The sequence below is a fragment of the Comamonas sp. F1-6 genome (assembly GCF_039581415.1).
Classification (GTDB): Bacteria; Pseudomonadota; Gammaproteobacteria; order Burkholderiales; family Burkholderiaceae_C; genus Comamonas; species Comamonas thiooxydans.
This window is the reverse complement of sequence record NZ_JBCPWN010000002.1, coordinates 160,875-185,680: the sequence shown is the minus strand read 5'-3', so window position 1 is coordinate 185,680 and position 24,806 is coordinate 160,875. Positions and strand designations below refer to the sequence as shown.

Below are 24,806 nucleotides of genomic sequence, written 5' to 3'. Positions count from 1 at the left end.
TTCAGATCAATTTGCACTCAATCCTTTTAACGCTTGTGGTGCATGCTCACTAATTTGAAGCGTCAGTGGCCAAATTGGTGCAACGGAGTCACACAATAAGCTGCAAAAAAAGCGTATCGGCTGTGACAGCGGATACGCCTTGAGTGTGGGAGCGGAACTACGGTGCTGCCGGGCTCAGAGCTCGCTGGGAGGCTCGCAGGCCTTACTGACCATGACACGATTGCGTCCACCCCGCTTGGCGGCATAGAGCATGGCATCGGCCTGCTGGAAGACGGCCTTGATATCGGGATCGCTGTCGGGCCAGTGGGCCACGCCCAGCGAGATGGTGATATGGCCCACTGGCGGTATCTCCATTTTCTCGACCAGCTGACGCAGGCGCTCGGCGGCATGGGCGGCGGCCTCCAGCCCCGTGCCGGGCAGCAGCAGCAGAAACTCCTCGCCACCCACGCGGCAGGGCAGGTCATCGACACGCGAGACCTCGCGCATGGTGCGTGCGAGCTGTCTGAGTACCTCGTCGCCTGTGTCGTGGCCAAAACCGTCGTTGATATGCTTGAAGTGGTCGATGTCGATGGCAATCACCGAGAACGGCAGCGCTTGCGTCTGAAAGGCGCTGATGGCTGCCTCCAGATGGCGGCGATTGCCCAGCCCGGTCAACGGATCGGTGTTCACGTCCTCGCGCAGCTTGGTGATATTGCGTTGCAGCAGGCCCAGGCCCTTGAGCATGGCTTTCTTGAGTTCGTAGGACTCGAAGTACCAGGACTTGACGGCCTGGATGTTCTGCGCCGTCTCGGGCTTGTCCATATCGTGAGCGCCATTGGCGAGCTGGCGCAGCGGGCTGGCAATGCGGCGCGCGCTCCACCAGATGACCACCAGCATCAGCAGGGCGATGGGCAGGGTCTTGTAGAGCACGGAGCGCATCAGCTTGTTGAGCGGGGCCAGCGTGGCCGCCTTGGGGCGCTGGGCCACAATGCCCCATCCCGAGGCATGGATGACGGCATAGCCGGCCAGCATTTCCACTCCCTTGCTGTTGACGACTGGCGCCGTACCCGACTCGCCTCGGATCACGGCGTTGATGACATCGTTGTTGATCACCTGATCGCCGATACGGTGGTTGTCGGGGTGATAGATGATGTGCTTGTTCTGGTCCACCACATAGACATAGGTGCCATCCTGGTAGAAGTGCGAGCCCAGCAGGGTGTCGAGGATGCTGTCTTCCTTGAGGTAGATGCTGCCGCCTACCGCTCCCAGGAATTCGCCCTGAGGGTCGAAAATGGGCTGCGAGACAAAGACGATGTAGTTGCCGGCCGTGGACATATAGGGCTGGCTGATGACGGGCCCGCGAGTGCTCAATGTCTGTGTCACTCCGGCGCTTTGCAGCGTCTTGCCCTTGATCTGCAGGGTTTCGGGCGATGTCGCCAGCACATAGCCCGTTGGGTCGATGATGGTGACGGAGTTGAAGCTCTTGGTTTGCAGGCGCAGACGTGTGGCCTCCTTGGCCAGATAGTCCACGTCATCCATGTGCGCGCCCATCAGATTGGCGCTGTATTCCAGCTGCTGCAGGGCGGACTGCAGAAAATCATCCGTGCTCTGCGCCAGCTTGGTCGCATAGGCATGGTGACCTTCGAGCGTGTTGTCTATCAGCTGCTGGCGCTGCACCAGATAGCCGGCATAGAAGGTGTTGAGAAACGGGATCAGCGCGCTGCAGATGGTCAGGACCAGGATCAGTCGACGCAAATCAAGCCGGTTAGGCGCAAGCCGGCGGTGCCAGGGGAGAGATTTCTTCACAGATGATGTCGCGAGAGCAGGGCGGCTCTGCGCTGTACCTGTGTGCTCTGACAGGCTCAGACCCCGGCCGCATATTCATTGAGTGTCTGCATTATGGTTGCTCGCGCCGTGGCCCTGCTCATGGTCAACCACAATGCAGCCGCGTCAGGCTGACAACTCCTTGAACTTTTCCACCTGTACCGCGCAGTCGTAGAAGCAAGGCGCTCGGCCAATATCGGTGAGCTGCTGATGCGTCAGCTCGTTCACATTCGTTCCGTTGGCTCCCTGCTTGCGCCACCAGATGCCCAGGCCCACCACCACGCCGGCGCGAGCGCGGCCGTTGACGGCGGCGTGGCAGACATGCTCGCCGCGCTGGTTGAAGACGCGTAACCGGTCACCGTCGGCAATGCCGCGCGCAGCTGCGTCATCGGGGTGCATCTCCAGCAGCGGGCGCTCTTCCATGCGGGACAGGCTGGCTACATTGGCAAAGCTGCTGTTGAGGAAGTTGCGTGCCGGCGGCGAGATCATGGCCAGCGGGTAGGCGGCCGTGGGCGGCTCGTAATTGGGCAGGTAGTCGGGCAGGGTGTTGATGCCCAGCCGCGCCAGGGCTGGGTTGTCGAATTCGCATTTGCCCGAAGGCGTGGCAAAGCCACCTTCGGCAAATGGCGCATCGGGCAGCGGAATATGGGCAAAGCCCCGTTGCAGAAGGTCGTCGAAATCAATCGCAGTATGTGTAACTGCTGCACGGCATAGAGCTTCGTCGGACTCCGAGAAACATGCCGCAGCAAAAGCGGGGTCCAGCCGGGCCATATGCATGGCCAGATCGCGAAAGATCTGCGCGTTGCTGCGTGCCTGGCCCTGGGGCTCGATCGCGGGGCGATTCAGCAGCACATCGGTATGGCCGTAGCTGCCGTGGACGTCCCAATGCTCTAGCTGCGTGGTGGCGGGCAGCACATAATCGGCATGGTCTGCGGTGTCGGTCAAGAAATGCTCAAGCACCACGGTGAACAGATCTTCGCGCGCAAAGCCCGCAGCCACCTTGGCCGACTCTGGCGCCACCGCCACGGGATTGCTGTTATAGACCACGACGGCTTCCACCTTGGGGCCGAAGCCGGCATCGCCCCCATGCAGCAGCACATCGCCAATCTGGCTCATGTTCAGCGTGCGTGGGCGACGCTCGCCCAGCAGCTGGGGCATTTGCAGATCTGCGCGCTTGAACGGCGAGACCCCCGAGGCGGACAGCAGCAGCCCGCCAGCACGGTGGCGCCAGGCGCCGACAAGAGCCGGCAAACAGGCCACGGCGCGCACGGCATTGCCGCCGCCGCGCGCCCGCTGCATACCGTAATTGAGGCGAATGGCCGCTGGTCTGGTCGTGCCGTAATCACGTGCCAGGGACTGAATCTGTTCCACGCTCAGGCCACAGACACTGGCCGCGCGTTCGGGTGGCCATTGCAATGCTCTGGCCCTGAGTGCCTCCCAGCCGAGGGTGTGTTGGGCGATGTAGTCGTGGTCCAGCCAGTCGTGCACGATCAGCTCGTGCATCAGCGCCAATGCCAGTGCCGCATCGGTGCCGGGCAGCAGTTGCAGGTGTTCCTGGCATTTGTCGGCGGTCTCGCTCTTGCGCGGGTCTATGCAGATCAGCTTGGCGCCCTGGCGCTTGGCTTCCTGTGCATAGCGCCAGAAATGAAGATTGCTGGCAATGCTGTTGCTGCCCCAGATCAGGATCAGCTTGCTTTCGGCAAAGAACTCCACACGCATGCCCAGCTTGCCGCCATAGGTAGCGGTCAGCGCCTCGCTGCCGGCACTGGCGCAGATGGTGCGATCCAGCAGGCTAGAGCCCAACTGGTGAAAAAAACGTCGGTCCATGCTCTCGCTCTGCACCAGTCCCATGGTGCCGGCATAGCTGTAGGGCAGTATGGCTTCGGGCGCGCGCCGGGCAATCCCGTGCAGGCGCTGGGCAATATCGCTCAGGGCTTCTTCCCAGCTCACGGGGGTGAACTGGCCGCTGCCTTTGGGGCCGCTGCGCTTGAGCGGCTGCAGTACTCGCCCGGCGTGGTAGGTGCGCTCGGTGTACTTGCTGACCTTGGCGCAGAGCACGCCGCCCGTGTGAGCGTGCTCTGCATTGCCTTGCACCTTGGTGGCCGTGCCATCGATCACCGTGGTGACCAGAGCGCAGGTGTCCGGGCAGTCATGCGGGCAGGCGCCGCGTACTTGAACGATATGAGGCATGTCGTGGGCTCGAAAAATCTGGACCGGTTTGCGGCTGAAGACCGTTTTGTGGGCCTATTATGCGGCGCGCATCCATGTCAAGAAACCTGAGATGCAAGACCCCAGAAACGGGCCGATCCAGCCCGTAGCAATGAGTAGCCCGTAGAGAGATCAAGAGCAATGCAGTACAAGCGAGTGGAGTGGAATCGTCGTCAATTCATGACTGCTGGCGCAGCTGTGGCAGCCGGGAGCTGGATCGGCGCAAGTCATGCCCAGGATTCGAGCGGGCCCATTGTGCTTGGGCAGTCCTGTGCGCTGAGCGGTCCTTCAGCGCAGCTGGGTATGCAGTTTGTGCAGGGCGCCAAGCTGTATTTCGATCAGCTCAATGCCCAGGGCGGCATCGGCCGCCGCCAGGTGGAGCTGCGCACGCTGGACGATGGCTATGAGCCAGAGCGCTGCGTGGCCAATACCCAGAAATTCATTGCCGATGATGTGATGGCCTTGTTTGGCTATCTGGGCACGCCCACCAGCATGGCGTCACTGCCTTTGCTGCAGAAGGCCAAGCTGCCGCTGATTGCTCCACTGACGGGGGGTGCCGGCCTGCGCGATCCCAAGCTGGCCCAGACGGTCTTCAATCTGCGCGCCTCCTATGCCGATGAAACCGCGCTCATGGTCAGACAGCTGGTTTCTTTGGGCCTCAAGAAGATCGCGGTGTTTCATCAGAACGACGCCTATGGTCAGTCAGGTCTCGAGGGGGTGATGCAGGCGCTGCAAGGCCATGGCCTCAAACCCGTGGGGGCCGCGACGGTGGAGCGCAACTCCCAGGATGTGGCCAAGGCCGTCAAGACTCTGGTGCCGCTGGGTGCCGATGTCATCGTGCAGGTCGGCACCTATGCGGCCAGCGCTGCCTTTGTACGAGCGGCACGCCAGGCAGGCTATGGCGGTCAGTTCTACAACGTGTCGTTCGTGGGAACTTCTGCACTGGCGCAGGCCCTTGGCAAGGAGGCCGAGGGCGTGGTGGTCACCCAGGTCGTGCCCTCGCCCTTCAAGACCTCGCATCCACTGGCGCGTGAGTTTCAGGCCGCGCTGCAGAAAGGAGGCGCTTCGCTGCAGCCCGATTACTCCAGCATGGAAGGCTATCTGGCTGCCCGTGTCGTGAGCGAAGCGCTGAAATCTGCCTCTGCCGCAGGTCGCCTGCAGCGCGATGGCCTGGTGGCGGCACTGGAGGCGATGAATGGCCAGCAGGTTGCGGGCTTTCCCATCGCTTTCCGTGCGCAGGCGGGCAAGCCGCGTTTTGTGGAGCTGTCCATGCTCACGGGCGACGGAAAGGTCCGGGTGTGAGGCTTTGAGGCGCGCAGGGCGCAAGCTCTCCCGCTTTGGGTCATCATGGCATCTTTGCCATTGATGACCCCAAGGAGAGAGCGCATGGCCCTGCTGCCCGAACTTCAAGCAAGCGCCCCTGACATTGCCGCGCTGCGTCGCGATATCCACGCCCACCCCGAGCTGTGTTTCGAGGAAATACGGACCTCGGATCTGGTCGCGGCGAAGCTGGAGCAATGGGGCATAGCAATCCATCGCGGTCTGGGCAAGACCGGTGTGGTGGGCATCATCCACGGTCGTGACGGCGGCAGTAGCGGCCGAGCCATCGGCCTGCGCGCCGATATGGATGCCCTGCCCATGCAGGAGTTCAACACCTTTGACCATGCCAGCCGCCATGCGGGCAAGATGCATGCCTGCGGTCACGACGGCCACACGGCCATGTTGCTGGCGGCGGCGCAATATCTGGCCGCACATCGCGACAGCTTCGAGGGCACGGTCTACACCATCTTCCAGCCTGCCGAGGAAGGCGGTGGCGGTGCCCGCGAGATGGTCAACGACGGACTGTTCGAGCAGTTCCCCATGCAGGCTGTGTTTGGCATGCACAACTGGCCGGGCATGAAGGCTGGCACCATGGCCGTGGGTGCGGGGCCCGCCATGGCATCCAGCAACGAATTCAGGATCGTGGTGCGCGGCAAGGGCGGCCACGCGGCCATGCCGCATATGGTGGTGGACCCGGTACCCGTGGCGGCACAGCTCATCATGGCTTTCCAGACCATCGTCAGCCGTAACGTCAAGCCCATTGAGGCGGGCGTGGTGTCGGTCACCATGGTTCATGCCGGCGAGGCTACCAACGTCGTGCCGGACAGCGTGGAGCTGCAGGGCACGGTGCGTACCTTCACGCTGGAGGTGCTGGACCTCATCGAGCAGCGCATGCAGCAGATCAGCGAGGCCGTCTGTGCGGCGCATGGCACGCAATGTACGTTCGAGTTCGTGCGCAACTACCCGCCCACCATCAACACCGCCCCCGAGGCCGAGTTTGCCCAGGCCGTGATGCGCGAGATTCTGGGCGATGCCGGTGTGGTGCCGCAAGAGCCATCCATGGGGGCCGAGGACTTCGCCTTCATGCTGCTGGAAAAGCCCGGTGCCTACTGCTTTATCGCCAACGGCGATGGTGATCATCGCGCCCTCGGGCATGGCGGTGGCCCCTGTACCTTGCACAACCCCAGCTACGACTTCAACGATGCGCTGATTCCGCTGGGTGCGACCTTCTGGGTCAAGCTGGCCCAGCGCTGGCTGGACCAGCCTACGCGCGGCTGAAGGCTGGCGCCCGCCGTTGCGCGTTGGGTGGAAGATTTCTTTCACGCCAGACCTCAGGCGGGCAGCCAAAGAGCGTGCTGAACCAGCGTGTGAAGGCACTGTGGCTGTTGTAGCCCAGCATGGAGGCGATCTGGCCTACAGGGTAGTCAGGGTTGCGCACATAGCGCTGGGCAAGATCCGCGCGAACTCCCTGCAGCAGGTCGGTAAAGCTCAGGCCTTCACCGTCAAGCTCGCGCTGCAGGGTCCGTACGCTGCGCCCCAGGCCTTGGGCCACGCAGATGCAGGTGGCATTGCCCGAGGGCAGCATGAGATAGATGGCCTTGCGCACCTGCTGGCCGATGGAGGCCTGACGGCCCTGCTGCGTGGTGTCCACCATGGTCTTGGCATAGCGCACCAGAACCGGGTCGGCCAAGGGGTTGGGAGCATCCAGGTCCTCGGTGCGAAACACAATGCCGTTGAAGTCCGCATCAAACTCCACGCGGCAACGAAACATCTGCTTGTGCAGGCCGGTGTCGCCGGGCGCGGGGTGGCTGAAGCAGACCCGCAGCGGGCGCCATTGCTCATGCAGCAGCAGGTTGCAGGTGCGAAACAGCACGCCGATTGCCAGCTCCATGGATTGCGGCAATGCATCCGGCAGGGTGAGCTCTTCGCGCAGCACCACGACGCCATTGGCGTCGTCCATATGAATCACCAGCGACTCATTGAGCATGTGCACATGCTCGATCAGCGTGCTCAGCACCTTGCGCAATGTGGGCTGGTGCAGCAACAAAAGGCTGACGACACCGAAGTTTGAAACCTGCCGCGATTGCGCCATGCGCAGCCCGAAGTTTTCGCAACCCGTGATGCTTGCAGCTTCTTCCAGCAGGCGCCCGGCCGTCAGCGCATCGATCAGCTGATCCTGCTCGCGCACCACGGCTGGGCGCAGGCCGGCACGACGCAATGCCGCATCAGGGTCTCCTCCCAGTTCGCTGAATAGTTCCGAGAAATTCGTCAGAGATGCCGCGCGCACAAAAGTGACCATGACTGCTCCACGCAAAAAGTCGGAGAAATTCTGGCATGAGATGCATAGCGTGCGGCATGAAATGCACAACCTATGTGACACAGGTTTTCTACAGTGGACTTACCGGGCGGCAGAGACTAGCAACAAGCCTGGGTTCAAAAAAGTGTAGGAGACAGTGATGCAGATAAACCCTCTGACCTGTGCCATAGGCGCGGAGTTGGTCGATGTGCAACTGGCGGATGCGCTGCGCGATGATGGGCTTTTCGCAGAGATCAAGACGGCCTTGCTCAAGCACAAGGTGCTGTTCTTGCGCCGCCAGAGTATCAGTCGCGCCGAGCATGTCGGTTTTGCCCGACGTTTTGGCGAGCTGGAGGACCACCCGGTGGTCGGTAGCGACCCCGAGCATCCCGGGCTGGTGCAGATCTACAAGACGCCGGACAAGCCGCTGGACCGGTATGAAAACTCCTGGCATTGCGATGCCACCTGGCGCGAGGTGCCGCCCATGGGCTGCGTGCTGCGCTGCGTCGAATGTCCGCCGGTCGGCGGCGACACCATGTGGGCCAATATGGCGCTGGCTTACGAGATGCTTCCATCGCATATCAAGGACGTGATAGCCTCGCTACGGGCACGCCACAGCATCGAGTGCACCTTTGGCGCCGCCATGCCTGCGCAGAAGCGTCTGGCTCTCAAGGCGCAGTTTCCGGATGCGGAGCACCCGGTGGTTCGTACACATCCGGAAACCGGTGAAAAAGTGCTGTTTGTCAGCGGCTTCACCACTCATTTCACGAACTTCCACACGCCCACCAATGTGCGTGTGGGTCAGGACTTCACCCAGGGCTCATCCAGTCTGCTGCAGTTCTTGATCAGCCAGGCCGCGATCCCCGAGTACCAGGTCCGCTGGCGCTGGGAGCCCGACAGCATCGCCATCTGGGACAACCGCGCGACACAGCATTACGCGGTGATGGACTACCCGCCCAGCCATCGAAAGATGGAGCGCGCCGGAATCATTGGCACACCGACTTTTTGAGCATCGAAAGACGCCCGTGGCAAGGCGCAGAACCTGGCCGGGCGGTGCGATGCAGGCACAGTTGTACGCAAGGCTCTGAGCGCGGGCATGGCATTCATATAACAACGGAGACACCATCATGAATTTCCTCGACGGTCACCTGGTTGCCGAAAATCAGCAGCCTCTCATCATCACTGCAGCTCCTTATGCACCTTCGTGGCTGCCGGAGGACTTCCCCGGCGAAATTCCCGTCACGATGGAGGAGCAGATTCAAAAAGCCGTGGACTGCTACAACGCCGGCGCCCAGGTGCTGCACTTGCATGTACGCGAGCTCGACGGCCGCGGCAGCAAGCGGCTTTCCAAGTTCAACGAGCTGATTGCCGGCGTGCGTGCCCGCGTCCCGGACATGATCATCCAGGTGGGCGGGTCGATCAGCTTTGCACCCGAAACCGATGGCGCGGCCGCCAAATGGCTGTCTGACGATACCCGCCACATGCTGGCCGAGCTGGACCCCAAGCCCGATCAGGTGACGGTGACCATCAATACCTCGCAGATGAACATTCTGGAGCAGTTCGATGCGCGGGATATCGAGGGCACTTCGATGGAGGACCCTGCGGTGTTCAATGCCTACAAGGAAATGACCGTGCCAGCACAGCCGGGCTGGGCCGAAGAACATATACGTCGCCTGAGTGCGGCCGGCATTCAGAGTGCCTTCCAGTGCTACAACATCAACAGCTTCGAGTCGGTGGAGCGGCTGATGCGTCGCGGCATCTACAAAGGTCCGCTGGTGCTGAACTGGGTGGCCATCGGCGGCGGCATGGACCAGCCCAGCGTCTACAGCCTGGCCAATTTTGTGCGAGCCGTGCCCGACGGTGCGGTGCTCACGGTAGAAGCCTCGGTGCTGAACGTGCTGCCCATCAATCTCATGGGCATTGCCATGGGCCTGCATGTGCGCTGCGGCACCGAAGACAATCTGTGGAATCAGACCCGAACCCGAAAAATGGGCACGGTGGAGCAGATAGAGCAGTTGGTGCGCATTGCCAAGGAATGCAGCCGCCCCATCGCCACTCCTGCCCAGGCGCGCGAGATCTGCCAGATCGGCGTGTTCTACGACACGGTGGAGGAGAGCCTGGCAAGGAACGGATTTGCTCCGAATCGCAACGGTGCTCAGCAGGGTTTTCTGCGCAAAGTCGCCTGAGTCCAAAGGAGCGCACGATGCAACGCATTCCAGTCTTGCTGTCCATTGCTCTGGCTGCAGCTTTGCCAGCTGGCAGCGCCTTCGCTTTCACCGACAAGCCCGTCAAGCTCATTGTTCCTGCCCCGCCCGGCGGCACGATCGATGTGTTTGCTCGCATCATCAGCGATCAGTTGGCGCATGAGCTCAAACAGCCTGTGATTGTGGAAAACCGCCCAGGTGCCGGCGGTGCCATGGCGGTGAAATACATGCTGTCCCAGCCCTCAGACGGCAATACCCTGCTGGTGACGGTGACCAATATCCTGACCGAGGTTCCGCATGTGCTCAAGGGGGGCTTTGATGCTATGAAGGATGTCAGACCCGTCTCGCAGATGGCTCGCTCCGTCATGGTCTTCATTGCTTCGCCTCAGTTCCCTGCCAAGGATGCTAAGGAGGCTATTGCCTATATCAAGGCCCATCCGGGTCAGCTGTCCTTTGCCTCCTACAGCCAGGGGACGGCATCGCAGTACGCAGGGGCGATCCTGAATCAGAAGGCGGGGCTGGACATGCAGCATGTGCCGTTTCCAGGCTCGGCACCGGCACTGGCACAAATCATGGGCAATCAGATTCCGCTGATGTTCGACGGCTCCGTGACCACCAAGCCGCTGGTTCCCAGCGGCAAGGTCAAGCTGCTGGCCGTTGCTTACAAGAGCCGCTTGTCCGATTTTCCCAATGTGCCGACGATGGCCGAGGTCGGTTATCCGGAGCTTGATTTCAGCAACTGGGCCGGTGTGTTTGCTTCGGCAAAGACGCCGCAGCCGTTGCTGGAGAAGATCAATGCCACGCTGCAAAAAGTCAACGCCAGCCAGGCGGTGCAGGCACGTTATGCGGCCACAGGCTTTGAGCCGATTCGCCAGGAGCGCACTCTGGAGCAACTGTCTACCGATCTGCAGGCCGAATACCAGCGCAATGGCGAGATCGTCAGGAATTTCGGCATCAAGCTGAACTAAATCGGCTCGTCAATCGGTCCGGGCATGTCTGCGACTGAGGATGCCCGGACTTTTGCTTTGCAGCGCTTGCTGCACCTCAATAGATACAGGAGCATTTCATGACTCAGGCCATTCGCTTTTACGAGACTGGCGGTCCAGAAGTCCTGCGACTGGAAAACGTTGCCGTGGGAGACCCCGGCCCAGGCCAGGCGCGCGTGCGGCATAGCTATATCGCGCTCAACTTCATCGATGTGTACTTCCGCTCCGGGCGTTATCCGTTGGCCTTGCCCAACGGGCTGGGCTCGGATGCCGTCGGTGTGGTCGAGGCCGTCGGAACGGGTGTGACGGATATCCGGGTGGGTGACCGCGTTGGCTATCTGATCGGTCCGCAAGGCGCTTATGCACAGGCGCGTGTGATGCCTGCAGAAGTGCTGATTCCGTTGCCCGACGGAATTTCAGACCGTACGGCAGCCACACTCATGATGAAAGGCATGACGGCCCAGTATCTGTTCCGTCAGGTCTATCCGCTGCAGGGCGGTGAAACCATTCTCTATCACGCAGCTGCCGGAGGCGTAGGCCTGATTGCCTGTCAGTGGGCCCGCGCCATGGGGGTCAACATGATTGGTACGGTCAGCACGGATGAGAAGGCCGAACTGGCCAGGGCGAACGGATGCGCGCACACCATCGTGACTTCGCGTGAAAACATCGTCGAGCGAGTGAAGGAAATCACGGCAGGCAAGGGCGTTCCCGTGGTTTACGACTCGGTAGGCAAGGACACACTGATGGACTCGCTCGATTGCCTGCAGCCACGTGGCTCGCTGGTCAGCAACGGAACCTCTTCCGGCTCCGTGGTGGTGGACTCATCGCTGCTGGCCGCCAAAGGCTCGATCTGGATGACCCGGCCGGCCATGATGCATTACATCCAGCCCCGCTCACATATGCTGGAGATGGCTGCAGAGCTGTTCGAGCACGTGCTGGCGGGGCGCATCGTGAGCGAGCCGCAGCAGGAGTTTGCCTTGGCCGAGGCAGAACAAGCCCATCGCGCATTGGAAGCGCGCAAGACTGTGGGGGCCACGGTACTCGTGCCATAAACTGCTGGGCGCAAATGTTGGGCGGGTAAAGCTATTGCGAAAATCCGTGCCGGTGCCTTTTCCAAGGCGCCGGCTTTTTTCTGTCTGACATTGGCCATGCGGCAGGGCGACATTCCTAGGGATTTCACCTTGGGAACATGGCACCAAATAAGCAATGAATGGCATCAACTGCACAATAGCTGCAGCCTTCCTTTTCTAGAGTGATTTCGCGGATCAATACCGCGAATTCATAACGAAAAGGAGACATGAAATGCCACGTATTTCACGCTATATCTGGAGTCTATTTGCATTGTCCGCCAGCAGCCTGGCCAGCGCTCAGTCATCCGTGACGCTGTTCGGTGTCATGGATGCGGGCGTCAGCCGCTACATGGTGCGCAGCAATTCCTGGGATGGCTCCGGCCGCACGGCCAGCCAAGGTATCTGGGCGCTGTCACCCTCGGGTAATTTGGCCAGCCGTCTGGGTGTTCGTGCCGTTGAAGATCTGGGGGCCGGAATGTCTGCCAGCATGTGGCTGGAAGCGCCTGTGACCAACGACACGGGTGGCGGTGCGCTGAACTTTGGGCGACGCTCCACCGTCAGCCTGGCGGGCAATTGGGGCGAGCTGCGCCTTGGGCGTGATCACACGCCGTCGTTTCTGAATGACTGGGCCTTTGATCCCTATTCCGTCAACGGCGTGGGCGTCAATTTGCTGGCGGTGGTCAGCAGCAACCTGGCCATCAACCGTGCGCTGAGTACGCAGACCAGCGGCACGCTGCCCGAGCGCTTGCTAGGAAACGGTTTGTCGGCAGGCACGGACAATTATCTGCGCGCCAACAACTCCATCGGCTACCACCTGCCTACAGGGCTGGGCGGAATTTATGGTCAGCTGATGTATGCTTTCCCGGAAAATGATGCCAGGCGCGGCCGCTATGCCGGTGGGCGCATTGGCTGGGCCAGCGGCCCCACCGATATTGCGCTGGGCTATGGCGAAAGCATGCTGGGCACTTTCAACGGCCGCAAGGAAACCATCAAGTCCCTGAACCTGGGAGGCTCGTACAACTTCGGTCCGGTCCGTGTGTTGGGCGAGTGGTCGCAGGTGCGCAATGCGCGCAGCGATGTGCGGGCCACAGACCGCTATGACGGGTTTCTGGCTGGTGTGCAAATCCCTGTCGGACTGCATCAGCTCAGGGCGTCGGTGGCCAGGGTGCAATTCAAAAATGGGCAGGGAACCGGCGACGCATCGGTGAACAAGCTGGCCTTGGGTTATGTGCATAACCTCTCCAAACGCACGGCGCTCTACACCACGGTGTCACGTATCAGCGTGAGCAATGGACACAACAATCCTGCGGTGATGGGTGTGACGCCGCTGGCCGTCAGCAGCCCGGTCATCATGCCGCAACCGGCCTACAGCAACAGCCCCGGCATGCAGCCACGCAGCGCATTGGGCTTTGATGCGGGTCTGCGCATGATGTTCTGAAGGCAGTCCGTTGCTGCTGCGAGGCGAATCACGAAGAGGCGGATTTGAGGGAGTGCGTGTCGCAAAGGGCTGCTTGCCGGCGTTGCAGTACTTTGTGAAATAAAAAGAACGGTCGTTCTAATTTTCCGGATTTTTGGCTACACTGGCCTCGACTATTAAAGCCCAGGAGACCTTTCATGTTCGATCTGAACGCCCGGTTTGAAGAGACCGTCAAGAATTCCACCTCGCTCGGCGAGCGTCCCGACAACGCCACCTTGCTCAAGATTTATGCCTTGTACAAGCAGGCGACCGAGGGTGACAACGAAGCCAAGAAGCCCAGCTTCACCGACATGGTGGCCCGCGCCAAGTGGGATGCCTGGGCCAAGCTGGAAGGCACGACGCCGGATGAGGCCAAGCAGCAGTACATCGATCTCATCGAGTCGCTGCGCTGATCCGCGCCACCCCTGATCGCCGACAAGGCCCCGGGATCCGGGGCTTTGTCGTTTCAATTCAGACCAGATCACACTGCACCAAAGACGGAGGGCTGGAACCTGGCGCACCCCCAAGCCAGGGACACCGAGGAAGGGCCGCCCCGAGGGTGTCGTCCCCTTGGGGGTAGCGGCAGGGCTGCTCAGGGGGTCAGTACCTGTTCGAGAAATTGGCGCTGATGCGCTGACGCAAATATTCCGCCCCTGTGATGGGCGGATATTTTTTGGCCGGCCCTTCTATCACCGCATCCTCATTGGCCTGGCAGAAGAAGGCCAGGCTATAGCGGGCCCCCTGGTACTCATGGGGCAAAGGGTTGCGCACGCGGTGGAAGTTGCTGGGCAACTGGTCGTCGCTCCAGCGCATCAGCATGTCGCCGATATTGCAGGTGATGACGCCATCCACAGGCTGCACGGGTGTCCATTGCTGGGCATCGGCCTCCTTGCCGGGCAGCACCTGCAGACCGCCTTGACCGGCGCGCTGGAACAGCAACGTCAGGCAGTCGAAGTCCGTATGTGCGCCAGCCCGCCACAGACCGATTTCGTCCTTGAGTGCCGGGTCCACGGCAAAGTAATGCAGCATGCGCAGCGTGCTCTGGTAGCTGGGCACGACGGGGTCATGTGCGCGGGTGAAGAATTCATCGTCAAAGCCCAGCTTGTAGGCAAAGCAGGACAGCAGTTGCATGCCAACCTGCCAGCATTGATGCTCAAAGGCCAGAGTAGCCTGCTTGAAGCCGGGCAACTCCTGCTCGCTGGGCCACAAGCCTTGCATGCGCGGGCGTGTGACCTGATAGGACTCTTTCTGGTCGGGAGTGCGCGTGGAAGGGCGAATCTGTGCCTTGTGCTCCCAACCTGCATTGCGCGATAGCGGCCATTGAGCCTTGGTTTCGGGCGGCAAGGCGAATAGCTGCTCGGCTCTGCAGAACGCGGCGTCGATATCGGCCTGGGCAATGCCGTGGCCGGAAACCTGGAAGAAGCCGATTTCCACCGATGCGCTCCAGATCTGCTCGGCAATCTCCTGCTGGCGCTGCTCGAAGTCGCTGATGTCTATGACGCGAACTTCGCGCGCCGAGGTTTCTGCGCCTTGCCCGCCCATGCGGGCTTCCTTGTTCAGTTCGCCAAGGCTGTAAGAGCGGCTGGTCATGGTCTGCATAAGAATCTCTCTTGCGATGACTTCAGACACCGGCGTTGCCAGTGAGGCTTGGGGCTGCGGGCATCTGAAGTGTGGATACCAGGCACGGCCGGCTGCCGCACCCACTTCAAGAGCAATGACCCGCGAAGCTGCTGACCGAGGAAAGGTCAGAGCACCGTGCTGAACGCTTCTACTCTTGATTTGAGTGCAGCAAACAGCGTGCCAGCCATTTGCCAGGGCGCGGGCACTCTTGGTTTTGGTGCATGGCTTCAATCTGGTGCATTGCCGTGCATGAATCCATGCATCCATCTCTTTTGCATGCACTTTGTTGATACCTGGCAAGGCGCAACCCAAAGCAGGCACGCCAATTGCTAGAAGGTTGAACGAGTAGAAGCGTTCAGCCTGCATCCGCGTGCAGTGCCCGGAAATTGCTCAAGTCCTGTCAGCAGCGGCAGCTGCTGGCGTTCCTGTCGCCAGAGACCTGAGAGTTCCACCATGCTACGTCGCCATTTCCTTGCTGCCCTGCCTCTTTGCGGCGCACCCTGGGTTCATGCCCAGGGCAAGTCGCTGACTCCGCTGAAATTCACGCTGGATTTTCGCGTCAACGGCCAGACGGCGCCGTTCTTTCTGGCACAGCAAAACGGCTACTACCGCGATGAAGGGCTGGATGTGAGTCTGGACGTAGGGTCGGGCTCGGTGGCTTCGATTACTCGTATCGCCAGCGGTGCCTACCAGCTCGGACTGGGCGATGTCAGTTCGCTGATCGAGTTCAATGCGCAAAACGCCGGCACACCTCGCGTGCAGGCCGTCTACCAGTACTACAACCGCGCGCCTTTTGTGATCATCGGGCGCAAGGACAGAGGCATCACTTCGGATTTCGCAAGTCTCAAGGGCAAGAAGGTGGCTGCAGCGGCAGTGGAGTCCACGCGCCGTGCCTGGCCCATGGTGGCGCGGCGAAGGAATCTGCCCGCCGATCTGTTTGCCTGGTCGACGACGGAGTTCTCGGCACGCGACAACGTCATGGTACGTGGCGATGTGGATGCCGCCACCTATTTCCATGATTCGGCGGTTTCGCTGTTTGCGCGCCTCAAGCCCGAGGAACTCTCCATACTGTGCTACAGCGATGCCGGCGTTCATCTGTATGGCAATGCGATCCTGGCGTCCAGCCAGCTGATCGCAGAGAAGCCGCAGGTCGTGGCCGCTTTCCTGCGCGCCACCAACCGTGCGATTGTGGAATGCCTTGCCAACCCCGCTGCAGGCATTGCCGCAGTGCGCCAGCGCGAGCCGATTCTCGATGAGAAGCTGGAGCTGGAGCGCTGGTCCATCACTGCACAGTATGTGGCCGCGGCAGATACGAAAAGCCATGGACTGGGCGACTTCAGCAAGCGTTTGCTGGAGCAGCAGCTGGACAGCGTGGTGCAGACCTTTGCGCTCAAGACCACGCCATCTGCCGATGCACTGTTCAACAGCAGCATGCTGCCCGCCAGGTCGGCGCGCATGCTCAAGGCCTGAGGAGGAAGCCACCATGGCCCTGCCTCAAGTCCAGACCTTGAATGACAGCGATGGTCGCTATCTGCGCCAGGCCATTGCGCTCGCGGATGTGGCGCGCGTGCGCGGCAACCGTCCGTTTGGCGCGCTGATCGTGGCTGCAGATGGGCGCGTGCTGGCCGAGGCCAGCAATGCCAACGGCGAGAGCGGCGATTGCACGGCCCATGCCGAGTTGTCCGCCATCCGCCTGGCCAGTCCTTTGCATTCACGCGATGAGCTGGCCGTTGCCACGCTGTACTCGTCTGCCGAGCCCTGCGTGATGTGCGCCGGCGCGATCTTCTGGTCCGCCATCGGCCGAGTGGTCTATGGCATCGATGCGGAGCGGCTGCGCGTGTTCCGTGGCGAGCGGCTCGATCAAAAGGATGCCGAGCTGTCCTGCCGCGATGTGTTTCAGGCCGCTTCGCACGCCATCGAATGTATCGGGCCGGCCTTGATCGAAGAGGCCAGCAGTTCGCACCAGGGTGCCTGGAAGGTCTGAGCGCCGACACGAACCCAACAGCAATTCATTGACATAGAGAGAGGGAAGCCACCATGCAAACCAAGCGCCTGTTCCTGCAATCCGTTCTGGCCCTGGGCAGCTTTGCCAGCGCCACGGCGGCCTTTGCCGCCACGCCCATCAAATTCCAGCTCGACTGGCGTTTCGAAGGACCTGCCGCGCTGTTTCTGCAGCCCGCCGCCAAGGGCTATTTTCAGGCAGCGGGCCTGAATGTGACGGTTGATGCCGGCAGCGGCTCGGGCGGCGCGATTCAGCGCGTGGCATCGGGCTCTTACGACATGGGCTTTGCCGATCTGGCCGCACTCATGGAGTTTCATGCCAACAACCCCGATGTCAAAGACAAGCCCGTGGCCGTGATGATGGTCTACAACAACACGCCAGCCTCGGTCATGGCGCTCAAGAAGAGCGCCATCGCCAAGCCGGCGGACCTGACGGGCAAGAAGCTGGGAGCGCCGGTCTTTGATGCCGGCCGGCGCGGCTTCCCGCTGTTTGCCAAGGCCAACAAGGTCGGAGATGTGCAATGGACCACCATGGATCCGCCGCTGCGCGAGACCATGCTGATGCGCGGCGATGTCGATGCCATCACGGGCTTTACCTTTACTTCGCTGCTGAACCTGGAGGCGCGTGGCGTGAAGGCTGCCGATGTGGCGGTCATGCCGTTTGCCGACAACGGTGTCAAGCTCTATGGCAACGCCATCATCGCCAGTGCCAAGCTGGTGCGCGAGAACCCCGAAGCCGTGCGCGCCTTCCTCAAGGCCTTCAGCAAGGGCGCCAAGGAAGTCATGGCCAATCCCGGTAGTGCCATCGCCTATGTGAAGGAGCGCGACGGCATCGTCAACTCTGCTCTGGAAATCCGCCGCCTGCAACTGGCGATCGACACGGTGATCAACACCGCCGATGCGCGCGGCGAGGGCTTTGGCCAGGTCAGCCCGACACGCATGGCGCTGATGGCTTCCCAGATCTCGGACGTCTATGCGACCAAGACGCGCGTGAACCCCGAGACGCTCTGGAACGGCCGCTTTCTGCCGCCAGTCGCGGATCTCGACGTCTTTCCCAAAAAGTAATTGCTCATTGATTGATAGCTGTATGCGCTTGTGTGACAGGAGCTGCAGCCTGTTTTTATGAAATCATCAGATACAGAAGCTGCCCGGCCCTTCGTCGAATTCAAGGACGTCTGGCTGGCCTATAACGAAGAGCTGTTGCAGGCCAACCACTTTGCGGTGGAAGCCATCGACCTCACGGTGCAGCGCGGCGAGTTCATCGCCATCGTCGGTCCTTCGGGCTGCGGCAAGTCCACTTTCATGAAGCTCACCACGGGCCTGAAGATGCCCTCCATGGGCCGTATCACGGTAGATGGCCAGCGCGTGACAGGGCCGCTCAAGATCTCGGGCATGGCCTTCCAGTCCTCCTCGCTGCTGCCCTGGCGCACCACGCTGGACAATGTGCTGCTGCCGCTGGAGATCGTGGAGCCGCACCGTTCGCAGTTCAAGCAAAAGCGCAAGGAATACGAAGCACGTGCCATCGCGCTGCTGGGCAAGGTGGGCCTGTCGGGTTATGAGCGAAAATTCCCCTGGCAGCTGTCCGGCGGCATGCAGCAGCGCGCCAGCATCTGCCGCGCCCTGATTCACGAGCCGCAGATGCTGCTGCTAGACGAGCCCTTTGGCGCGCTCGATGCCTTCACCCGCGAGGAGCTGTGGTGCATCTTGCGCGACCTGCAGGCCGAACAGAAGTTCAATGTGATTTTGGTCACGCATGATCTGCGCGAGAGCGTGTTCCTGGCCGATACCGTCTATGTGATGAGCAAAAGCCCGGGCCGCTTCGTGGTGCGCCGCGACATCGACCTGCCGCGCCCGCGTGATCTGGAGGTCACTTACACCCCCGAGTTCTCGGACATTGTCTACGAGCTGCGCGGCCATATCGGCGCCCTGCGCAAGAGCGGCCCCGAAACCGCTGCCGCCATTCCTCAATAAGGCGCATCATGAAACATCAAAAAACCGCCGAGCGCTGGGCTCCCTGGCTGCTGTTGCTGCTGATCGTCCTGCTCTGGCAGATCATCTGCTCGGGCTTAGGCGTCTCGGAGTTCATCTTCCCCAGCCCCTGGGCCATAGGCCATCAGCTCTATGAGTTTGCGGGCACGATTGCCATGCATGCCTGGCGCACCTACTGGGTGACGATGGCAGGCTTTGCCCTGGCGATCGTGGTGGGTGTGCTGCTGGGGTTTCTGATCGGCTCCTCGCGCCTGGCCTATGCGGCCTTCTATCCGCTGATGACGGCCTTCAATGCCTTGCCCAAGGCAGCGTTCGTGCCGATTCTGGTGGTCTGGTTCGGCATCGGCGCGGGCCCGGCCATTCTCACGGCCTTTCTGATCAGCTTCTTCCCCATCATGGTCAATATCGCCACGGGTCTGGCCACGCTGGAGCCCGAACTGGAGGATGTGTTGCGCGTGCTGGGGGCCAAGCGCTGGGACGTGCTGATCAAGGTCGGCCTGCCGCGTTCCCTGCCGTATTTCTACGGCTCGCTCAAGGTCGCGATCACGCTGGCCTTCGTCGGCACCACGGTCAGCGAGATGACGGCTGCCAACGAGGGTATCGGCTATCTGCTGGTCTCCGCCGGATCTTCCATGCAGATGGGTCTGGCCTTTGCGGGGCTGATCGTGGTGGGGGCCATGGCCATGGTTATGTATGAGCTGTTCAACCTGCTGGAAAAGCACACCACGGGCTGGGCGCGTCGCGGCTCCCAGGGCGAGTGATGCATTGTTTCTAAGCGCTGTCAACGTAGCACCTGAAAACGAGAAAGGCCAGCCGGATCGTTAATCCGGCTGACCTTTTTTGTGCTTCGCAGTCAATGTCTAGCTGGCCGTGCGGCAGCTGGCAAATGCATCCAGAGGCTGCTTGTAGGTTGGAGAAGTGACATCCATCAATCCCATCACCGTATGGAACAGGTTGTCATGCGAGAGCGGCTGATCCAGCGTCTTGCTCAGACAGGCCTGATTCAGGCCGGTGCGAGCACCCAGCGTTCCCAGCCAGGCAATCATGGGCACATGTTTTTGATCATCGGGCGCCATGGCGTAAGGCATGCCGTGCAGATAGACACCGAGCTCGCCCAGCGATTCGCCATGGTCGGACATGTAGAACATGCCGGTTTCAAACTGGTTTTGCTGGGCCTTGAGCCAGTCTATGGTCTGGGCCAGGAAGTGGTCGGTATAGCGAATGGAGTTGTCGTAGACATTGACCACGCTTTGCTGAGAACAGCTGGACAGCTCATTGGTCGCGCACTCGGGCTTGAAAGCCTTGAGGTCTGCAGTGGAGCGTTTGAAGTAATCGGGGCCGTGACTGCCCATCTGGTGCATGACCAGTACCAGGCCCTTGGCGCGGCGTGCGGGATCCAGCTTGGCGATGCGCTCGTCCAGGCCGCTGAGCAGCAGAGCGTCCAGGCATTCGCCATCCTGGGCGCACAGGGCCTTGCCGGTCGGCGTATTCACGCTGTCGGCGGTATCGGCCATGGGGATACGCTTGCACACGCCTTTGCAGCCTGCCTGGTTGTCCACCCAAAGTACGGCCAGGCCGGCGGCCTGCAGAACGTCGAGCAGGTTGTCATGCTCGACCTTGGAGGCGTAAAAGCCTTCGCGGCCCAGGTTGGAGAACATGCAGGGCACCGATTCGCGGGTGCTGGTGCCGCAGGAGTGGGCATTGCGCCAGCTCAGCACATCGCGCTTGGCCAGCTCGGGGTTGGTATCGCGCTCATAGCCGTTGAGGCTGAAGTTCTTTGAGCGTGCCGTCTCGCCAACCACCAGCACCAGCAGCGGCGGTTTCTGGGCTGCGGCATAGCTGGCACCCAGAGCTGCGCCACCCGTGATGCTGTCAAAGGGCCTGGGCTTGTTGAGTAGAGGATCCAGGGCCACCGAGGCGGAGGACAACACGGGGTTGATCGGGTTGATCATGTAGCGCAGCCAAAGATTGTTGCGCACCACGGGGGCCAGATCGCGGTAGGAAACGGCCAGCGATGCGGCTATCAGGGCAATGCCGCCCAGTAGCAGCCAGGCGGTGCGCAGCATATTGTGCCAGGCGCTGTTGGCGCGTTTGAGCGGCGTTTTCCAAAGCCAAATGGCTGGCAGTATGGCGATGATCAACACCTCGGCCAGCAGCTTGATGTTGAACAAGTCCGAGCTTTCGCGTGCATCGGTCTGCAGGATGTTGTGAATCATGCCCTTGTCCATCACGGTGCCGTAGCTGACCATGAAGTACTGGGAGCTGGCCGCCACCAGCAGCAGTGCAACCCAGAACGGCTTGGTAAAGCGCGGCCAGGCAAACAAAGAGGTCAGCAGAAGGCTGGCGCCCAGCACCAGCGGCATAACCCGCAGGGCCAGCAGAGCCAGACTGCCGTGATAGCCATCCAGGGAAGGCAGGCGCAGCCACAGGGCCCAGTTGGCTGTCAGCGTCAGCCAGATGGCCAGGGCCAGAGCGATGAACTGAGGCGTGCGAGGTTGAAAAAGCCCCTTGAAAAATGGGGCAGAAGCGGAGTCTTGGGTAGCCACGGCAGACGGCAAAAAATAGGTATCGGAGAAGTCTGGCGGGACTTTCTTAAAAACCGCTGAAGCCTCCTATGTGGCAAACCCTTGTAAAAAATTGTTTTATGTCAATTTGAAGTATTTATTGGCACTGAGTCGCTGTTTTTGCAGCTTCTCCCCATTGGGTGCATAGCCGCAACTTGCGCTCTTCAGCGGACAAGGCTGCCAGCTCGCGCATCTGCGCATAGAAGCTGCGCCAGGTCTCGGGAGTGGCCGGGCCTTCGCCGCGCAGTTGCAGCCACCAGCGAGTCATGGCAGGCACCCAGTCGTCATAGGCGGCCAGGGCGCCGAAACTGGCGTTATTGGACTGGGCCACCCATTCGTCGGTCTGGGTCAGGCGCCGGTAATATTGCTCGCGCAGGGCGAGGCTGCTCAGCAGGGGCTCGTCAGTGGCAATCCATTGCGCTCTGAGCTGCGCATAAGTGGCGCGGAATTCGTCAAATACTTTGCTTTTGATGGCTTCCAGCGCTTTGGCATCAAGGGCTTCAGTATTTTTCTGTTCATAAATCTGTTGCAGGCGCTGACGGGTCTCGCGCGTCAGCTGCTGCCATAGCTCGCGTCGCTGCAGGCTCTGCTGCCAGCGCTGCTGCGTGGCGGCGCTGGCATGGCTGTGCAGCCACAAGGGTGTGGCCATGCGCTCCACCGTGGTGGCAAAGGATTCGTTGAAGGCCGTGTCGTTCTTCACATACAGCAGCTGGTGGGCCAGTTCGTGGAACAGCAGGCCGGCAAAGTCGCCCTCCTGCCAGGAGGTGAAGGTGCTGAGCAAGGGGTCGCCGCCCAGCCAGTTCAGATAGCCCAGCGTGGAGTAGGCAGGCACGCCATAGACGCTGGTTTCCAACCCCTGTGACTGAAGCGTTAGTGCCTGCGCCTGTGCGTCGCTCTTGCTGAAGTAGCCTCGGTAGGCAATGCAGCCGGTGACGGGAAAGCACCATTGGTGCATCTCCAGGCTGTAGGCCGGGGCTGCCACCACGTTCCAGACCGCAAACGGACGCTGCAGCTGGGCGTAGCGGGTGTAGCTGGCGTTGTCGGGCAGAGCCAGCTCTCGGCTGGCGAAGCGGCGCATCTGTTGCGCGGTCTGCAGGCGCTGACGCAGTGCTGCGGAGGTACTGTCTTCTGCCAGCCAGTCATCAATAGGCCGTGCGGCCTGAAGAATCTGCATCTGTCCCTTGAAACCTTGCCAGTAATAGCCGGCGCTGCTGCAGCCCGTCAGGCCTGCGATTGCGGCACTAATTCCCAGCAAAGCCCTCAGGCTGACTACACTCATCCTTTTTCTCATTGCGCTTGTCCGCCTGTCTGGTTTCACTTCATGGATTTTCTAACGCTCGCCATCATTGTCACCACCGTGCTCTACGTGCTCAAGAAGCAGGAGCAGCGTCAGCACACCCAGCTTCTGGCCCAGCATCTGGCACGCTTTCAGATCGAGAAGCTCATGGCCAATCTGATGGAGGGATATCTGCGTGTCATCGGCGAGAAGGATGCGCAGAGGCGTGAACAGATCTGGCCCGTGCTGGCCAATACCGAGAGCAGCCTGGTGAGCCAGTTTCAGCGTTTTGCGGATGAATTCGCCACCTTGCCGGCCGAGCAGACGCGTGCCAGCACCCTGCCGCTGGCGCTGCCCTATATGACCAGGGTTCTGCCTTCGGCCACCATGGATGTGCGCGAGACCATGAAGCTTCATGCCCAGGCGCTGGCGGCTGCCCGTGTGGGGGATGCGGCCGACGAGGAAGAGCGCAAGCGCCGAGCCTTCACCATGACGGCCGAGCTGATGCTGATGCAACACACCTGCCACTGGTTCTGCCGCAGCCGCACCGTTGCTTCCATGCGCTTGCTGGCGCGTCACAAGACGGCTTATGAACAAGTGCTGCAGGCTGTGGCCCCCGCCACCCTCAAGGCCTACGACAGGCTGGTGAAAGCCAGCAACTGATCCTCTGCCAGACCTGGAGGCAGTTTTAGGCAGGGATGTTTTCCGTCTTGACCCTGCCATAGTCGATGTGAACAATGGTTTTCATGAAAAACCTGTTGAGCACATTGGAGCCGCTGCTAGCAAGACTTCCTGTGACTGCATCGATACAGCTTCCCTCGGGCGAGCGTATCGGGCCTGAACACAGCGCGGTTCAACTCATTTTTCGCTCTCCCAAGGCTGTTGCGGCGCTGCTGGACGGCCAGATCGGCTCGATTGGTTCGGCCATCGTCGAAGGCTGGGTGGAGGTCAAGGGCAGCTCCCGCGACATCATGGCGGCAGCGGCCGGGCTGCTGCGCGGTGATCCGGTCAGTCATACGCCCTCCTGGCTGGGGCAGACGGTCTCCAAGGCCAGGTCGCTGGCCATGCACACGCTGACCCGCGATGCCGAGCAGATTCAGTTTCATTACGATCTCTCCGACGATTTCTACGCGCTGTGGCTGGACCCGCGCCGCGTCTATTCCTGCGCTTACTACAAAGAGCAGGGCATGAGCCTGGCGCAGGCGCAGGAGGCCAAGCTCGATCACATCTGCAAAAAGCTCAAGCTCCAGCCCGGAGAGCGCTTCTGGGACATAGGCTCTGGCTGGGGCGGACTGGTCTTCTGGGCAGCCGAGCATTACGGCGTGCAGGCCCATGGCATCACACTGTCGCGCAACCAGTTCGATCATGTGCAGCGTCTGATTGCCGAGAAGGGCCTGCAGGGCAAGGTTCATGTCGAGCTACGCGACTATCGGCAAATGGTCGATGTGGAGCCATTCGACAAGATCGGCTCGGTCGGCATGTTCGAGCATGTGGGCAGCGCCAATCTGCAGGAATACTTCGAAACCATTTATTCCATGCTCAGGCCCGGCGGACTGGCCCTGGTCCATGGCATCACGGCGGGCGGTGTCAGCAATGTGGAGCTGGGGGCCGGCATGGGCGAGTTCATCAACCGCTACATCTTTCCCGGCGGAGAGCTCATGCATGTCAGCCGCGTGCTGCATGATCTGGCGGCCAGCGGACTGGAAATGGTGGATACCGAGAACTTGCGCCCGCACTACGCGCGCACGCTTTGGGCCTGGTCGGATGGGTTGGAGGCCAGGCTGGGCGAAGCTCAAATCATTTTGCAAGCCCAGTACGACGAGGAAAAGGCCGCCAAGGCTTTGCGTGCCTATCGTCTTTATTTGGCGGGTTCGGCCATGGGCTTCGAGCATGGCTGGATTGCGTTGCATCAGATGCTGTGTAGCAAACCCGATGGCGATCTGCGCAGCGGTGCAATGGCGGGTGCGCAGAGCGGCTATCCTTTCAACCGCGAATACATCTACCGTTGAAGGA

Annotated in this window: 21 protein-coding genes; 15 read left to right on the top strand and 6 right to left on the bottom strand. The window is 61.1% G+C overall.

The features are described from left to right. Nucleotides 1-174 precede the first annotated feature (174 nt). The gene (locus AAIL66_RS03095) at nt 175-1,734 is read right to left on the bottom strand and encodes a sensor domain-containing diguanylate cyclase (RefSeq protein WP_003068601.1); all 1,560 of its coding nucleotides are present in this window, start codon (nt 1,732-1,734) and stop codon (nt 175-177) included. A 195-nt stretch (nt 1,735-1,929) separates the two neighbouring features. After that, the gene (locus tag AAIL66_RS03090) at nt 1,930-3,993 is read right to left on the bottom strand and encodes a molybdopterin oxidoreductase family protein (protein WP_343495982.1); all 2,064 of its coding nucleotides are present in this window, start codon (nt 3,991-3,993) and stop codon (nt 1,930-1,932) included. Nucleotides 3,994-4,152: 159 nt separating this feature from the next. Here AAIL66_RS03090 and AAIL66_RS03085 point away from each other — a divergent pair, with 159 nt between their 5' ends. Further along, on the top strand, nt 4,153-5,313 hold the full coding sequence (locus AAIL66_RS03085) for an ABC transporter substrate-binding protein (protein WP_343495981.1): 1,161 nt from the start codon (nt 4,153-4,155) through the stop codon (nt 5,311-5,313). Nucleotides 5,314-5,397: 84 nt separating this feature from the next. Then, a complete protein-coding gene (locus AAIL66_RS03080; protein WP_034391262.1) occupies nt 5,398-6,609 on the top strand; it encodes a M20 aminoacylase family protein in 1,212 nt (403 codons plus the stop codon). On the opposite strand, the gene AAIL66_RS03075 is transcribed toward AAIL66_RS03080, so the two are convergent. Continuing rightward, entirely contained in the window at nt 6,596-7,630 is a 1,035-nt protein-coding gene (locus tag AAIL66_RS03075) for an AraC family transcriptional regulator (RefSeq protein ID WP_343495980.1), read from the bottom strand. The genes AAIL66_RS03080 and AAIL66_RS03075 overlap by 14 nt on opposite strands. A gap of 157 nt (nt 7,631-7,787) precedes the next feature. On the opposite strand from AAIL66_RS03075, the gene AAIL66_RS03070 reads away from it, so the two are divergent. From AAIL66_RS03070 to AAIL66_RS03045, 6 genes are all read left to right on the top strand, one after another. Further along, nucleotides 7,788-8,636 (top strand): TauD/TfdA family dioxygenase, encoded by an 849-nt coding sequence (locus AAIL66_RS03070; protein ID WP_343495979.1) that lies wholly within the window; start codon nt 7,788-7,790, stop codon nt 8,634-8,636. A gap of 118 nt (nt 8,637-8,754) precedes the next feature. Then, the gene (locus AAIL66_RS03065; RefSeq protein ID WP_012840017.1) at nt 8,755-9,813 is read left to right on the top strand and encodes a 3-keto-5-aminohexanoate cleavage protein; all 1,059 of its coding nucleotides are present in this window, start codon (nt 8,755-8,757) and stop codon (nt 9,811-9,813) included. A gap of 17 nt (nt 9,814-9,830) precedes the next feature. Then, nucleotides 9,831-10,799, top strand: a complete 969-nt coding sequence (locus tag AAIL66_RS03060) for a tripartite tricarboxylate transporter substrate binding protein (protein ID WP_343495978.1) — start codon at nt 9,831-9,833, stop codon at nt 10,797-10,799. Nucleotides 10,800-10,897: 98 nt separating this feature from the next. After that, nucleotides 10,898-11,869, top strand: coding sequence for a quinone oxidoreductase (locus AAIL66_RS03055; protein ID WP_343495977.1), 972 nt, complete (start codon nt 10,898-10,900; stop codon nt 11,867-11,869). A gap of 250 nt (nt 11,870-12,119) precedes the next feature. Next, nucleotides 12,120-13,325 carry a porin gene (locus tag AAIL66_RS03050; protein ID WP_034391256.1) on the top strand — a complete coding sequence of 402 codons (1,206 nt, stop codon included), beginning with the start codon at nt 12,120-12,122 and terminating at the stop codon, nt 13,323-13,325. A 176-nt stretch (nt 13,326-13,501) separates the two neighbouring features. Further along, nucleotides 13,502-13,756 carry an acyl-CoA-binding protein gene (locus AAIL66_RS03045; protein WP_343495976.1) on the top strand — a complete coding sequence of 85 codons (255 nt, stop codon included), beginning with the start codon at nt 13,502-13,504 and terminating at the stop codon, nt 13,754-13,756. A 187-nt stretch (nt 13,757-13,943) separates the two neighbouring features. On the opposite strand, the gene AAIL66_RS03040 is transcribed toward AAIL66_RS03045, so the two are convergent. Further along, on the bottom strand, nt 13,944-14,942 hold the full coding sequence (locus tag AAIL66_RS03040) for a 2OG-Fe(II) oxygenase family protein (RefSeq protein WP_343495975.1): 999 nt from the start codon (nt 14,940-14,942) through the stop codon (nt 13,944-13,946). Nucleotides 14,943-15,416: 474 nt separating this feature from the next. On the opposite strand from AAIL66_RS03040, the gene AAIL66_RS03035 reads away from it, so the two are divergent. From AAIL66_RS03035 to AAIL66_RS03015, 5 genes are read left to right on the top strand one after another with little or no spacing between them, the layout of a single operon-like run. Then, nucleotides 15,417-16,433 carry an ABC transporter substrate-binding protein gene (locus AAIL66_RS03035; RefSeq protein ID WP_343495974.1) on the top strand — a complete coding sequence of 339 codons (1,017 nt, stop codon included), beginning with the start codon at nt 15,417-15,419 and terminating at the stop codon, nt 16,431-16,433. Between the two features lie 13 nt (nt 16,434-16,446). Next, nucleotides 16,447-16,947 carry a nucleoside deaminase gene (locus tag AAIL66_RS03030; protein ID WP_343495973.1) on the top strand — a complete coding sequence of 167 codons (501 nt, stop codon included), beginning with the start codon at nt 16,447-16,449 and terminating at the stop codon, nt 16,945-16,947. 53 nt (nt 16,948-17,000) lie between these two features. Then, nucleotides 17,001-18,029, top strand: a complete 1,029-nt coding sequence (locus AAIL66_RS03025) for an ABC transporter substrate-binding protein (RefSeq protein ID WP_343495972.1) — start codon at nt 17,001-17,003, stop codon at nt 18,027-18,029. A 57-nt stretch (nt 18,030-18,086) separates the two neighbouring features. Then, a complete protein-coding gene (locus AAIL66_RS03020) occupies nt 18,087-18,935 on the top strand; it encodes an ABC transporter ATP-binding protein (protein ID WP_034404428.1) in 849 nt (282 codons plus the stop codon). Between the two features lie 8 nt (nt 18,936-18,943). Then, nucleotides 18,944-19,714, top strand: coding sequence for an ABC transporter permease (locus AAIL66_RS03015; protein ID WP_003068629.1), 771 nt, complete (start codon nt 18,944-18,946; stop codon nt 19,712-19,714). A gap of 99 nt (nt 19,715-19,813) precedes the next feature. Here AAIL66_RS03015 and AAIL66_RS03010 read toward each other — a convergent pair whose 3' ends face one another. Then, nucleotides 19,814-21,499 (bottom strand): phosphoethanolamine--lipid A transferase, encoded by a 1,686-nt coding sequence (locus tag AAIL66_RS03010; protein WP_343495971.1) that lies wholly within the window; start codon nt 21,497-21,499, stop codon nt 19,814-19,816. Nucleotides 21,500-21,614: 115 nt separating this feature from the next. Next, a complete protein-coding gene (locus AAIL66_RS03005) occupies nt 21,615-22,796 on the bottom strand; it encodes an aminopeptidase (protein ID WP_034354824.1) in 1,182 nt (393 codons plus the stop codon). Between the two features lie 42 nt (nt 22,797-22,838). On the opposite strand from AAIL66_RS03005, the gene AAIL66_RS03000 reads away from it, so the two are divergent. Beyond that, the gene (locus tag AAIL66_RS03000) at nt 22,839-23,456 is read left to right on the top strand and encodes a hypothetical protein (RefSeq protein ID WP_034354821.1); all 618 of its coding nucleotides are present in this window, start codon (nt 22,839-22,841) and stop codon (nt 23,454-23,456) included. A 74-nt stretch (nt 23,457-23,530) separates the two neighbouring features. Beyond that, nucleotides 23,531-24,802 carry a cyclopropane-fatty-acyl-phospholipid synthase family protein gene (locus AAIL66_RS02995; protein ID WP_045838776.1) on the top strand — a complete coding sequence of 424 codons (1,272 nt, stop codon included), beginning with the start codon at nt 23,531-23,533 and terminating at the stop codon, nt 24,800-24,802. Nucleotides 24,803-24,806 lie beyond the last annotated feature (4 nt).